Raw genomic sequence first — 13,575 nt, forward strand, 5'->3', positions numbered from 1 at the left:
CTATTCGTCAGCGAGTATATACACCGCATCGGCTAGGGTGGGGTCGGGCAGGGTGCAGTCGCTCATTTGCCAGGGCAGCAGGCTCACGGTGTTGCTAACGCCCAGGGCATTGAGCTGATAGGCAACGCCTTCGTTATAGCTCACATGGCCTAGCCCCATTAAGCCCACCACCAGGGCGCCGCCCTGCGTGGCTTCTGTCAGGCGCTGGGCCATGGCGATATCCCAGGTGAGCTGCGCTTGAATAAAACGCTCAAGCGATTCGGGGTCATCGCCCATGGCGTGCTGATTAAATACTTCGGTGAGCCTTGAGCGGTAACTGGCGCTGGCGGGGAATGGCGACGGGACCGCATGGCGTTCATCCGCGGGCACGTGCTCCCAGCCATCATTGACCAGGCGCTGGCGCAGATCCGGGGTAATGTTGAGCGCGACCAACGGAATTTTTGCCATCCGGGCAAACTCTAAAATCGGCATATACAGCGCTGAATCAAACCCCCACGCCTCATCCCACTGCGTTTGCTCAAGCATGGTGGCACTATCCAACTCATCGGCGACCCAGGCATCAAGAGCCGGCTGAGCGCTGCGCGGCAGCATCTCCAAGCCAATTACTAGATCATCGCGGAGGGCATGCAGTCCCGCTAGGGTGTGCAGTTGCCAGCGATGGTGGGCTCTCTCATCGTGCTGTTCACCCAGTAATACCACTTGTTGCTGGGCCGCCGTCTGCAGCAGCTCACTACTGGTGAATGGCTGCCCTTCCTGCCACCACTGCCCTGGGCTTGGACAAACCGCCAGAGCTACATTGGGCAGCAGGCTAGCCAGCGCTAAAGCCGCGAGTAGTCCAAAGTGTTGTCTATTGCGGTTATTGTGTCGCTTCAATGCGTCTGATCTCGGCAAGTAATGCTTCTGCTTCTTCGGTAAGCGTGGCATTGGCACGCATATCGCCATTGCGTGAAGCCTCCATGGCAGCTTGTAGTTTGCGTTCATACTCTTGCTGAAGCTTCTTTTTGGGGTCGCGCTTAAACATTCCTAACATGAGCAATCTCCTCACTATCTACGTAATGGTGTACACCATTTGTATAGGTTTAGGGTGCTCGTGTCGAATGTTTGTTTTAGCTAGGCTTGCTAATGGTTCTGTGCGGGCGCACTGCACTGGCGTAAAAAACGCTCAAAATCGAGCAAAATAGTCTCCAGGCTGGCGTGCAGGCGATGATCGTCATCTACCATCCGCAGCGATAGACGCTGCAGGCGGGCACGTTCGATCACCGGTTCAGGGGCAATCACGTCATCCTGCCAGCCGTGAATAATATGTGTGTGCCGCGCTTGTATCATCAGCGACGTTTCTGGGTAGTCGGCAAGCCCCAGCGCGGGTGCCAACAGAAAGCAGCCCAATACCGGCCGTTGAGCGCTAACTGCCGCGCTTAACCAGCCCCCTAAGCTTGAGCCTGCCAGCACACACTGAGCTGGGTCGTCTCCGCGCTCGACCAAGACTCGCAGCAAGTATTCGAGGCGCTGCTGTGGCTCTGCCATGCCCCGGTAATCCATAACAACGGGCTCACAGTCATCCAGCTTTTCAGCGACCCCTTTCAGCGCCTGGGTTTTCAGTGCGCCCGGCCCGCTCTCAAGGCCATGGGACAGATAAACAATCATCATAACGTTTAGCTCGCTGCGCGCTGGATAGCTTCGCCACCCTGTTGAAGGTCTTCACCCGCACCACGAATGGTATTACAGCCGCTGACCAGCAGCAGTGTAGTGATTATGAGTATGCCTAGGGCAACTGGGCGTTTCATATCGATCTCCTTGAACATATGGGGTAAATCAGATGGGGTAAAGAGGTGGCCTTTGAAGCCTGGCCTGAGTGAGGTGTAAAACCAAATGATTAGTCAGCAAAAATAATCCCTGCGTGGACGTTTTGCCACGGTTTTCTACCTAGCTGGGCGTGAAAGTGTGCCCCTAAGGTCTGTACTTATGTCGCATGTGTCAGTTCTATACATCAAAATGACCGTTCGTGAGTGATTTTTGGCATGCTTTTTGTTTTATAAGCAATTGTTTTTTAAAGTTATATTTTTTCAATGGGGCTTTTGGCGCAATACATGCATTTACTAGGTGGTTGCACAGAAATGTTTCAGTTATTCAGCTGTTTAGAGTTAAACGTTCAAATCTAGTGTTTGCAAAAAACTGAGTGAGTGGGCTGACAAGCAAAAGGAAGGCAGGAAGCCGAAAGATAAACAGGATGTTGAAGGATATTCAGCCCACTCACTGGTTACAGCGCAAGGAGGCGCTGTTCATCAAACAAAGGAGTGGTCTGATGCAAAACAACCATCTCATGAAAATGAGGTGGTTTTTTTGTGCGCGCAGCTTTATATATTAGATATTGATTTTAAATGGTTTTTTTGAACGTCTTGTCGTGCGGTAACTGTACGGATCGCTACCGCACAGATTAATGCGTTGTTTTGGTCTATCCTTCGATGAAATCGAAATGCAGCGGTTAGAAAACGTCAACGTAACGACCGCTCACTATCAGGGACAAGATTATGGCGATGGCATTGATGTTATGCATGTTTGTTTTGTTCTTAGGGTTCTCAGGACTGGGCGTGTATATGATGTTTAAGACATCATTCATGGCTAGAATTGATGAGCGTGATGATATGCCGCCTGATATTTAACTACCTGCCTTGAAAGTAAAACGCCCGCATAAGCGGGCGTTTTTGCGCTGACTGTCTATCACGCGGCTGTCCATCAAAGGGTTGTCCATTAAGGGGCAGGACGCGTTTTACCCCATCCAATACAGGCTGGCCAAGGCAAAAGCGTAGCCCATCGCTGCCCCTGCCAGCACATCGCTGACATAGTGCAATCCTAACCCTACCCGTGAGATCGCTATCAGCAGCGTTAATGGCAGCACCACCGGTAGCAGCCAGGGCGTGTGGGCGACGACTAAAACGCTAAACATCACTGCGTGCATGGTATGGCCGCTGGGAAAGCTGTATCGGTCACGGGCCGGTTCACAGCATTCAATACCTTCACTATAGGTAATGAAGGGCCGTTCACGGCATAAGCGGGTTTTCACTAGCCGATATACCGCCACGGCAAATAGTGCGATGACGCTGTACTGCAAAACACGCCAGGCGCCATTTGGCTGAAGCCAAGGCTGGGCGAGAATCAGCAGCACCCAAACAGGCCAATCGCCTAAGCGGCTGGCGGCCTGAAGTGTGATTCGCCAGGGGCGGTAGGTCGACAGCCGCGAAATGCGCTGGCAGAACTGCCACTCCAGCAGGTCAAGACGATCGAATACGACAAGCGGACGCGGGCGCATGATGAGCCTCCTGGGCTTGGTGTAGGTAACTCAAAAACTGCTCGGCAATCCCCGTCCAGCTCTGCTCAAGGGCACGTAAACGCGCTACTCGGCCTAAACGAGCGTAATCAGCGGGGTGTTGGCACAGCTCCACCGCTGCCTGTTGGAAAGCGGCGCTATTACCAGCTGGGACGGTGACACCGTTGTGGCCGCTGCTAATCAGTTCAGCGCTGGCTGCGTGATCATAGGCCACCACGGCTAAGCCGCTGGCCATGGCTTCCGCCACTACATTGCCCCAGGTTTCGGAAAGCGAGGGGAAAATAAACAGGTCGGCGCTGGCGTAGTGGCGAGCGAGGGATTCTTGCCCTACGAAACCAGTGAAATGGGCATCGGGGAGCGCCTTTTCCAGCTGTGCCCGTGCGGGGCCATCGCCAACGATTACCTGGGCGATATCGGGCCGTACCTCGCGCATGGCTTGAAGGCTTTCATGGAGCAGGGTGAGGTTTTTTTCTGCGGCTAACCGGCCAACGTAAAGGGCCACCGGCTGATGCTCGCTGACCCCCCAGCGCTGGCGCAATTGAGCATCGCGATGGTTGGGTGAGAAGCGCTCTCCATCCAGCCCGCGTGATAGCACATGGACACCCCGGATCCCTTGTCGCTGCAGGGCTTTAGCTTGCTGATGAGTCGGCACTAACGTCAAGTCACAGCCGTTATGGAAGTAGCGTAGGTAGCGGCGTGTAGTCGAAGCCAGCCAATTGACGCCGTAATCTTCACAGTAGTGGTCAAAGTTAGTATGCCAGCCTGCTACCAAAGGGATATTGAGTTGCCGTGCCGCTTGGCGTGCCGCCCAGCCGAGAGGGCCTTGGGTCGCTAGGTAGATAACATCGGGGCGATGTTGGCGCCAAAAACGGCGCAGCGTAGTGGGCCTAACCAGCCCCACTTGCACATCCGTGTAGCCGGGTAAGGCAAAGCGTTGCACCTGTAATTCCCGGTTAACACCGGTTGCATTCCCTGCGCTTCGAGGTCGCGGGCGGATCACATCTACCGGCACTCCTTGCCGGTTAAGTTCATAGCTTAACCGGCTCAACGTATGGGCAACACCATTGATGTCCGGTGACCATGTCTCACTAACGATGCAGAGCCGCATAAGCGATTCATCCCTTTATCACGTTTTCGTCCAGTGTGGGAGAGGTGAATGACACTGCCGAGTCAAACAGGTGAATAAGTGATGACACGCTTAAATAAATAGGTTGATAGATAAAGTGCTACAGTCATCTATTCCTATATCAGTTCAATGTTAAATTTGGATGGCAGTTTTATTTTAAATCACATTAAAAAATAAGTTCCCTAAAAAATAAAACTTTAAAATTAATGAAATATAACTCCTTTAAGGTTGCCTGCGTTGAGGCGTTATTCGTCCTTCATTGTGCCTTCGCAAAGCGCAAGCATTAACTACTTCAATGGGAACAATCATGTTTAAAAAAACGACACTGGCCATGGCCGTTAGCGGTTTATTGGCAGCCTCTGCAGCACAAGCAGCAACCGTTTATGATCAAGACGGTACCGACCTGGAAATCTACGGCCGTATTGCCATGGGGTTTGAAGGTGGCGGTGTTGATGACGGTGTTGATAACGGCGAAGAGTTCCGCAATTTCGGCTCCCGTCTGCGGATTACCGCTGGTCACCAGATTTCTTCAGACCTGCGTGCATTCGCCCGTGTAGAGTGGCGTTTTACGGGTGACGAACGTAATACATCCTCTGGTTTCGATGAGGTGCGTAACAGTTACCTAGGCCTGGAAAGCCAGCAGTTCGGTACCTTTATGGCCGGTAATTACAACAGTTTTTACGATAACTACGTTATGACGCCGTTCGATGTCTACGTTGAGCGTGGCTACGAGTTTGCTGGTGGCGGCCTACAGGCACGTGGCGACTCTATTGGCTATAAAACGCCGAAAATGAGTGGCTTTCAGGCAGTTATTTCTGCCAAGCATTTCTCTGAGCGTGGCATGACCGATGCAGAGATTGAGGCAACCGGTGGCAGTGATATTGCCGCTCAAGGTGGTTTAGTTTATGAAACAGGCCCAGCACGTCTGGCGCTAGGTTTTGTCGATGATGTAGCGATTGGCGGCGGTAATGATGAAATGCGCTATGGCGCAACGGGTGAATTCAGCATTACGGACTCATTCTCTGCACGTGTAGGTTATGAAACCCGCGGTGATGACGATGTTAACGGTGGCGGTTTCGATAAAATCGGTGTTGGTGCGACTTTCGCTATCGATTCCTGGAAGTTCTTCGCCGATTACTACAACATCGATGTAGACGGCGCTAGCGATGAGCGCAACGCTTGGGCGCTAGGATCCATGTACAAGCTGTCTAGCAATTTCGATATGTTCCTCGAGCTTAACGATCGTAACCTGGATGCTGTTAATGACTTCGAAGAAGATATGTACTACGCACTAGGCGCTCGCTATCACTTCTAATTAATAGAGTGATGTAAGCGGTAGTGTTGCATTGTTTTTTGCATTAGTTCTTTAGCTTTTAGTTAGCTCGCATGTTTCGATCTTTACCGGTGTGGATAATTCCACACCGGTTTTTAGCGTTTTTATATTTCATGCTTTACCTGGCTGCCCTCAAAGAGGCGCTCTTTATTCTCGGTGAGTTATTTCTCGAACCGTAAACTTAAGGAGAGGAGAGAAGGTAATAATTTTGCCATGGAGACGAAATGTCGCTGGTAGGCTATCTTTGGTTATTCGTCATCTAATGTGGATTTAATATTAACCGGCACATTTTGTGCCTCACGGTTCAGACAGAACCACCAAGCCAACTGTCTGTTGTGGGAGGCCGCTTCCAGCGGGCGAAGGGTACCAAAGGTACCCAGGTGTTGTCAGGCTGACAGCCTAAACGGTCGCGAGCTAAAGCTCCCTCCCACAGGTCAGTTGTCAGAAATAATTCCATACCGAATGACGAAGAGCCCTATCTTTACTGCTAGGGTGTCTGAACACTATTATGAAAGGAGTCATTTGAATGCGTTTTCACCGCTATGGCTTGGCGCTAGGGACAGCGCTATTTGCCTCCGTTCCTCCCGCCTTTGCTGATAATTACACTCTGACGCTATTTCACACCAACGATCTACATGGGCGTACCGATCAGTATCCCTATTTGATCACCACGCTGAATGAGGCGCGGGAGACTTACGGCGAAGGATTATTGCTAGACGCTGGCGATATCTTTTCGGGCACGCTCTACTTCACTGAATCTCAGGGCCAGGATGCGCTGGAGTTTATGAACTTGATGGGCTACGACGCCTTTGTGCCCGGCAACCATGAGTTCGATTTAGGTGATCCACAGCAAGGTCACCAAGCGCTAGCAGCGTTTTTCGCAGGCGCCGAATTTCCTATTTTAGGGGCTAATCTGGTCTTCTCCGCAGGCCCGGAGTTTGCTGACATGCTGGGTGAGTCAGTCAGTGCTGACCCGCAAGCGGGGACGCTTTATGACGGCATTATTGTTGAGCATAACGGCGAGCCTATCGGCATCTTTGGGTTAAGCACTCTAGACAGCGAGACGATCTCTAGTCCTGGCCACGTTACTATTAGTGATTACCGTCAAGCCGCTGAAGTCATGGTGGCAAGCTTTGAAGAGCAGGGTGTTAACAAAATTATTGCCCTTACCCACCTTGGTTACGACAGCGACCCCAGCGTAGGTAACGACCTGCTGCTGGCAGAGCATGTTGAAGGCATCGACATTATTATTGGTGGCCACAGCCATACCCAAGTGTCGCCCCCCAGGCTGCTGAGCGAGAGTCGCGCTGGTGAGACGCTCACATCACCAACGGTGATTGGCCAGGCAGGCGAGTATGGCCAGCACCTGGGGGTTATGCAGGTCATCTTCGACGAGAACGGCGTGGTGGTGGATGCCAGTGGTGAGCTGCTGGCCGCCGACGACCGCGAAGCGGATTCTGACGCGGCTCAGCGGCTTGAACCCTACACCGCGGAAATTGAAACATTACGGGATACCTTGATCGGCGCCAAGGCGATCGCCGAGTTACCCAATCCCCGCCACGGCAGCGGTGATGAACGGAGCGTGCGAGCCAATGAAACAGCGCTAGGCAACTTGATTACCGATGCCCAACTGCATGCCGCGCAGCAGGTAGCGCCCGACACGGTCATGGCGATCCAAAATAGCGGCGGTATCCGTGAAGCGATTGAAAGGGGGGATGTGTCCGTAGGCGATCTAATCGCCGTACAACCATTTGGCAATCGCCTGACGCTGCTTGACGTCACCGGCGCTGAACTGTTGGAAACCTTCGAAATCGCCCTGGCCAATGCACCCGGCGAGGATGGCGGTTTTCTGCAGGTGTCAGCAGGCGTTGAGTTGGTGTATGACAGCAGCGAGCCGCCAGGTGAGCGGGTTGTGAGCCTACACGTTGCCCAGGAAGGCGCGATGCAGGCGATTGATCCAGAGCGTACCTATACCATCGCCACCAATAGCTTTACCGCCGCCGGTGGCGACAGCCATACGGTGCTTGGCGCTGCCTATGAAGATGGTCGTAACACCATCGTCGGCAATACAGACTGGGAAATGCTGCGCGACTATATGGTGGAGCGTAAAGAGGTATTCTACCAAGTCGAAGGGCGGATCATCGACTTGGCTCAAGAGGGCGCGTAATAAGTCGCTTTTATGCCTCTATCGTGTTTCCGTGCGTTTCCCCGTAGCGCTGTTGAAGGGATGCAGCGCTTCTAAAGTGACATAGAAGCGTAACGTCTCGCCTTCAGCGACCGGCGGCTGCCCCGATACGCGGATGACTGTGGGCTGGTCGCTATCGGCCAGGGTCACATACAGGTGGCTTTCGGCCCCCGCGGCTTCAAACAGCGCAAGCGTAGAGTCGACAATTAGGTGAGGCGCAGTCGGCGGCGCTAGATGCATATCATCCGGTCGAATGCCGACGACATCGGTGCCTTCGGGTAGGTTATCCAGTAGACCGTTGGCGCCTTGTTCTTTCAAGTAATCCACCGGTAGCATGTTCATGGCGGGGGAGCCGATAAACCCGGCGACGAACATGGTGGCGGGGCGGGCATAGATCTCCATGGGCGTGCCCACTTGCTCAATCTGCCCGGCGTTAAGCACCACTAAACGGTCACCCAGGGTCATGGCTTCCAGCTGGTCGTGGGTCACATAGAGGCTGGTAGTCTTCAGGCGCCGCTGCAGCTGTTTGATCTCCACGCGCATCTGCACCCGCAGCTTGGCATCCAGGTTGGAGAGCGGTTCGTCGAATAGAAACGCCGCAGGCTCGCGCACCAGGGCACGGCCCATGGCTACCCGCTGGCGCTGGCCGCCGGAGAGCTTGCGCGGCTTGCGCTCTAGAAAATCTTCGATCTCGAGCATTTTGGCGGCAATTCGCACGCGCTTTTCAATGTCTTCTTTGTTAAACCCGCGGTTCTTGAGGCCGTAAGCAAGGTTGTTGTACACCGTCATATGCGGGTAGAGCGCATAGTTCTGGAACACCATGGCGATATCACGCTCGGCGGGTTCTAGCTTATTGACCACCCGGTCACCGATTTTGAGCGTGCCCTCGGTAATGGTTTCAAGCCCTGCCACCATGCGCAGCAGGGTAGATTTGCCGCAGCCGGAAGGCCCGACCAGCACCACAAATTCCCCATCTTCAATCTGTAAATCGATGCCTTTGACGGCGTGAACATCGCCGCTATAGGTTTTCTTTAGCCCTTCCAAGGTAATGCTGGCCATCTTATTTCTCCGTCTCGGTCAGGCCTTTCACAAATAGGCGTTGCATAAACAGAATCACTAAAACCGGCGGCAGCGCTGCCATCACCACTGCCGCCATCACCAGTTGCCACTGAGGGTTCTCTTCCGAGGTCATGCGCTGAATGCCCATCACGATGGTGTAATAATCAGGGTCGGTAGTGATAATTAACGGCCAGAGGTACTGGTTCCAGCCGTAGATAAACATGATCACAAACAGCGCGGCGATATTGGTTACCGACAGCGGCATCAGTATGTCTTTAAAAAACTTCAGCGGCCCTGCGCCATCGACTCGGGCGGCTTCGAGCATCTCTTCGGGAATGGTCATAAAGAACTGGCGGAACAAGAAGGTTGCGGTAGCCGAGGCAATCAGCGGGATCGACAGCCCGGCAAAGCTATTGAGCATATTAAGATCCGCGACGACCTGAAAAGTCGGAATAATGCGCACTTCCACCGGCAGCATCAACGTGACGAAGATCACCCAGAAGAAGAACATCCGGAAGCGGAAGCGGAAGTAGACGATGGCAAAGGCGGAAAGTAGCGAAATAGACAACTTTCCTACCGTGATCGCCATGGCCATTATAAAACTGTTCCAGAGCATCAGGGCGGCCGGCGGTGCGCCAGCATTGGAGACGCCCGACTGCCACATCCGCGTGTAGTTTTCGATCCCGTGACCGCCGGGCAGCAGTGGTAGCGTGCCCTGCAGCAAGCCCGAGAGGGAGTGGGTAGAGGCGATGATCGCGACATACACCGGAAAAGCCACCAGCGCGACACCAGAGATCAAAACAATATGGGCTATCAGGTTAGCCCAAGGGCGGTTTTCAACCATTAACGTTCTCCCTAAGGCTTAGTAATTGACTCGGCGCTCAATAAAGCGGAATTGAATCATCGTTAATGCCACCACAATCACCATCAGAATCACCGACTGAGCCGCGGACGAGCCAAGGTTTAGCCCGACAAAACCGTCGGCATACACTTTGTAAACCAGTATGTTAGTGGCCTGGGCCGGGCCGCCTGCGGTGGTGGCGTGAATAATCGCGAAGGTGTCGAACATGGCGTACACCACGTTAACCACCAGCAAGAAGAAGGTGGTAGGCGTGAGCAGCGGGAAAATGATCGTCCAGAAGCGCTTGATCGGGCTGGCGCCGTCAATGGAGGCGGCTTCAATCAACGATTGGGGAATGGACTGTAAACCCGCCAGAAAAAACAGGAAGTTATAGGAGATCTGCTTCCAGGCAGCGGCAAAAATCACCAGCAGCGTGGCGTCACTGCCCGAGTTACGGTGGTTCCACTGGTAACCCACCATTTCCAGCATATAGGGCACAATGCCGATAGAGGGGTTGAAGATAAACCACCACAACACGCCCGCAAGAGCGGGGGCGATGGCGTAGGGCCACACCAGTAGCGTGGTGTAGGTGCTGCGTGAGCGAATCATCCGATTGACGGTACTGGCCAATAAAAGCGCCACTGTCATCGATAGCAGGGTAGTGCCCACGGCGAATACCACCGTCACCGATAGCGAATTGACATAACTGCCGTCACGAAATAGACGGGCAAAGTTCTCAAGACCCACAAACGTTGAGCGCAGCCCAAAGGCGTCTTCGCGCAACAGCGACTGATACAGCGCCTGGCCTGCAGGCCAGATAAAGAAAATCAGTGTCACAATCACCTGGGGCGCCAGCAGCGCGTAGGGCAAAAAGCGACCAGGGTAGGTCATGCGTTTGGTTTGCATGGGCAGCTCTGCAAATGGTTAGTAAATATAAGCATCAACAAACAAAATCGCCGCCTGCCCAATTAGGCAAGCGGCGAAGTGAGTGCTTATTTACTGGTTGGCAGCTTCAAAGTCACGAAGCAGATCATTGCCGCGTTCCACAGCGTCGTCTGCCGCTTCCTGGCCCGATTTGCCACCGGTCATTACGGCTTCCATCTCTTCGGAGATGATGTCGCGAATCTGCACGAAGTTACCAAAGCGTAGGCCTTTGGAGTTCTCGGTCGGCTCGTTAAGGGTCATCTGTTTCAGCGAAATATCTGCACCGGGATTCTCTTCGTAGTAGCCCTGTTCTTTGCTCAGATCCCAAGCGGCTTGGGTGATGGGCAGGTAGCCGGTTTGCTGGTGCCACTGTGCCTGCACTTCGGGCTGAGAGAGGTACTCAAAGAACGCTGCAACGGCTTCGTACTCTTCGTCGCTGTGGCCCTGCAGTGCCCACAGGGTGGCGCCACCGATAATCGAGTTTTGCGGTGCGCCTTCTACGTCGTCGTAGTAGGGCTGCATGCCAAAGCCAACTTCAAACTCTGAATTGGCGGCGACATCCGCACGTGAAGCAGAAGAGCCGAAGAAAATCGCGCAGTCCTGGGAGTAGAACATCGGCTCAGAGTCGGGGCCGGAGCCGGGGCCACCCCATTTAAAGACGCCTTCTTCCTGCCAGTCGTGGAGGTTGTCCCAGTGGCGAGCGACTAGCTCATTGTTGAAGGTAAACTCGGTTTCCATACCGCCAAAGCCGTTTTCCAGCGTACCTAGCGGCACGTTATGCCAAGCGGAGAAGTTCTCCAGCATCACCCAACTAGGCCAGGAGGTGGTAAAGCCACAGCTGGCCGCACCAGACTCGACGATTTGACGTGAAAAATCGGCCACTTCTTCCCATGTTTCGGGGGGCTGCTCGGGATCCAGGCCCGCTTCTTCAAACATGTCCCGGTTGTAGTACATGATGGGCGTAGAAGAGTTGAACGGGAAAGAGAGCATATTGCCGTTGGTGTCGGTGTAATAACCAACCACGGCGGGCAGGAAGGCTTCGTTATCAAAAGCGCGACCATGCGCTTCCATCAACTCGTACACTGGGTAGATGGCGCCTTTGGCGTTCATCATGGTACCGGTACCGACTTCAAACACCTGCAGGATATGCGGCTGCTCATTGGCGCGGAAGGCGGCAATGGCGCCTGTCATCGTCTCGGTATAGGTGCCGCGATAGCTGGGTGTGACGTGGTAGTCGTCCTGTGAAGCGTTAAACTCTTCGGTCATTTCTTCGAGAATTTCGCCCAATTGACCGCCCATGGCGTGCCACCAACTAACTTCAGTGGCTGCCTGGGCAGACAGGCTAAGGCTGGCAGTAGCCACACCAACGGCAAGTGCGTGCAGTGTAAAACGAGACATAACAGCTCCTTGTGGGCCTGAGCTTAGTCAGGCGTGCAATGCGTTTGTTGAGATTTTTGGATGCACTGAACAGTAAGAAGTGTAGATGACGTTTTAGTGAATGCACGATGAACCTGCCGTGACAGTCAACGTTAATTTATTAACCGGTCTGCTCAGTAGGAAAACGAAGAGGCCAGTGATAGGGTGATATAAACAGCCTAACTAACGAGAGAAGTATGACTGAAGCGACAACTTTGCTGGCGAAGCTGGTGTCGTTTGACACTACCTCCAGCGAATCCAATCTAGCGCTGATTGAGTACGTGGAAGGTTATTTGGCCGAGTACGGCGTTAGTGCCGAGCGGGTAATGAGCCCCTGCGGCACCAAGGCTAATTTAATTGCAAGGATCGGTTCAGAGGCGCCGGGCGGGGTAATGCTTTCCGGGCATACCGATGTGGTACCGGTAGCGGGGCAGCCCTGGTCGAGTGATCCCTTCACTCTGCGTGATGGCGGCGATGGGCGTCTTTATGGGCGTGGCACCTGCGATATGAAAGGCTTTATTGCCTGCGTGCTGGCTATGGTGCCCAAGTGGGTTGAGGCACCTCTGCAGCAGCCCATTTATCTTGGTTTCTCTTACGATGAAGAGATCGGCTGCGTGGGGGCGCCAAGCCTCATTAAGCGCTTTTACGAGCACTACTCCACCACCGCCCATGTGATTGTCGGCGAGCCCACCAGCATGCAGCCAGTGGTCGCGCAGAAAGGGGCGACCAACCTACGCACCACGGTGATTGGTCAGGAAGCTCACAGCAGCCAGGTCAATCAAGGCACCTCAGCCATCCACGTAGCGGCAAGGCTGGTGACCTTTATTGAGGACACCATGGCGGCGTTGGTGGAAGAGGGGCGCGTCGATGAGGCCTTTAATGTGCCTCACACCAGCTTGCACGTAGGCAAAATAAAAGGCGGTACGGCGATCAATATTATGGCGCGGGAGTGTCAGTTTGAGTGGGAGATTCGCCATCTGCCTACGGACACCTTCGACGAAATATACGCGCGCTTTGAGGCCTATTGCGGCCAGCTAAGCGCTGAGCTGCAGGCCAAAGGCAAGCACGTTGAAATCATCACCGAGCCGCTAAACGTGACAGTGCCGGGCTTGGCCGACCGTGAAAACGAACAGGTACTGCGCTTAGCCAAAGACCATTTGCCAACAGGGTGCTGTGACCACGCGGTGGCCTATGCAACCGAGGCCGGGCAGTTCCAGGGCCAGGGCCTGCAGACAATAATTCTTGGCCCTGGCAGCATCGCCCAGGCGCATCAGCCCGATGAATATATCGATATTGAGCAGCTTGAAGCGTGCGAAGAGTTTCTAATGAAGATGGGCAAAGCGTTAGAGAAGACTGTCTAAATAGC

Annotated in this window: 13 protein-coding genes; 3 read left to right on the forward strand and 10 right to left on the reverse strand. The window is 53.8% G+C overall.

Features of this window, described 5'->3' with window-relative positions; genetic code table 11:
* The 6 genes from SR894_RS00855 to SR894_RS00880 all read right to left on the reverse strand — a co-directional run bounded on the left by SR894_RS00855 (window position 1) and on the right by SR894_RS00880 (window position 4,433).
* Entirely contained in the window at window positions 1-873 is an 873-nt protein-coding gene (locus tag SR894_RS00855; protein ID WP_133731670.1) for a ChaN family lipoprotein, read from the reverse strand.
* Window positions 857-1,030: a DUF6435 family protein gene (locus tag SR894_RS00860; protein ID WP_007111925.1), complete on the reverse strand. Its 174-nt coding sequence runs from the start codon at window positions 1,028-1,030 to the stop codon at window positions 857-859. The genes SR894_RS00855 and SR894_RS00860 overlap by 17 nt, the downstream gene beginning before the upstream one ends.
* An 89-nt stretch (window positions 1,031-1,119) precedes the next feature.
* Entirely contained in the window at window positions 1,120-1,647 is a 528-nt protein-coding gene (locus SR894_RS00865) for a YqiA/YcfP family alpha/beta fold hydrolase (protein ID WP_133731669.1), read from the reverse strand.
* Window positions 1,648-1,652: 5 nt separating this feature from the next.
* Window positions 1,653-1,784 carry an entericidin A/B family lipoprotein gene (locus SR894_RS00870; RefSeq protein ID WP_133731668.1) on the reverse strand — a complete coding sequence of 44 codons (132 nt, stop codon included), beginning with the start codon at window positions 1,782-1,784 and terminating at the stop codon, window positions 1,653-1,655.
* 983 nt (window positions 1,785-2,767) lie between these two features.
* Window positions 2,768-3,307 carry a phosphatase PAP2 family protein gene (locus SR894_RS00875; protein WP_133731667.1) on the reverse strand — a complete coding sequence of 180 codons (540 nt, stop codon included), beginning with the start codon at window positions 3,305-3,307 and terminating at the stop codon, window positions 2,768-2,770.
* Window positions 3,270-4,433 (reverse strand): glycosyltransferase family 4 protein, encoded by a 1,164-nt coding sequence (locus SR894_RS00880; RefSeq protein WP_133731666.1) that lies wholly within the window; start codon window positions 4,431-4,433, stop codon window positions 3,270-3,272. The genes SR894_RS00875 and SR894_RS00880 overlap by 38 nt, the downstream gene beginning before the upstream one ends.
* A gap of 325 nt (window positions 4,434-4,758) precedes the next feature.
* Here SR894_RS00880 and SR894_RS00885 point away from each other — a divergent pair, with 325 nt between their 5' ends.
* Window positions 4,759-5,766 (forward strand): porin, encoded by a 1,008-nt coding sequence (locus tag SR894_RS00885; RefSeq protein ID WP_133731665.1) that lies wholly within the window; start codon window positions 4,759-4,761, stop codon window positions 5,764-5,766.
* Window positions 5,767-6,310: 544 nt separating this feature from the next.
* The gene (locus SR894_RS00890) at window positions 6,311-7,951 is read left to right on the forward strand and encodes a bifunctional metallophosphatase/5'-nucleotidase (RefSeq protein WP_133731664.1); all 1,641 of its coding nucleotides are present in this window, start codon (window positions 6,311-6,313) and stop codon (window positions 7,949-7,951) included.
* Between the two features lie 18 nt (window positions 7,952-7,969).
* On the opposite strand, the gene SR894_RS00895 is transcribed toward SR894_RS00890, so the two are convergent.
* The 4 genes from SR894_RS00895 to ugpB all read right to left on the reverse strand — a co-directional run bounded on the left by SR894_RS00895 (window position 7,970) and on the right by ugpB (window position 12,191).
* Window positions 7,970-9,028 carry a sn-glycerol-3-phosphate import ATP-binding protein UgpC gene (locus SR894_RS00895; protein WP_223288615.1) on the reverse strand — a complete coding sequence of 353 codons (1,059 nt, stop codon included), beginning with the start codon at window positions 9,026-9,028 and terminating at the stop codon, window positions 7,970-7,972.
* A gap of 1 nt (window position 9,029) precedes the next feature.
* Window positions 9,030-9,872, reverse strand: a complete 843-nt coding sequence (ugpE, locus tag SR894_RS00900) for a sn-glycerol-3-phosphate ABC transporter permease UgpE (RefSeq protein ID WP_133731662.1) — start codon at window positions 9,870-9,872, stop codon at window positions 9,030-9,032.
* Between the two features lie 18 nt (window positions 9,873-9,890).
* Window positions 9,891-10,775 carry a sn-glycerol-3-phosphate ABC transporter permease UgpA gene (gene ugpA / locus SR894_RS00905; protein ID WP_133731661.1) on the reverse strand — a complete coding sequence of 295 codons (885 nt, stop codon included), beginning with the start codon at window positions 10,773-10,775 and terminating at the stop codon, window positions 9,891-9,893.
* A 90-nt stretch (window positions 10,776-10,865) separates the two neighbouring features.
* The gene (gene ugpB / locus SR894_RS00910) at window positions 10,866-12,191 is read right to left on the reverse strand and encodes a sn-glycerol-3-phosphate ABC transporter substrate-binding protein UgpB (RefSeq protein ID WP_133731660.1); all 1,326 of its coding nucleotides are present in this window, start codon (window positions 12,189-12,191) and stop codon (window positions 10,866-10,868) included.
* 215 nt (window positions 12,192-12,406) lie between these two features.
* Here ugpB and argE point away from each other — a divergent pair, with 215 nt between their 5' ends.
* Window positions 12,407-13,570 (forward strand): acetylornithine deacetylase, encoded by a 1,164-nt coding sequence (gene argE, locus SR894_RS00915; protein WP_133731659.1) that lies wholly within the window; start codon window positions 12,407-12,409, stop codon window positions 13,568-13,570.
* The last annotated feature ends 5 nt before the right edge of the window (window positions 13,571-13,575 follow it).

The sequence above is a fragment of the Vreelandella neptunia genome (assembly GCF_034479615.1).
GTDB lineage: Bacteria > Pseudomonadota > Gammaproteobacteria > Pseudomonadales > Halomonadaceae > Vreelandella > Vreelandella neptunia.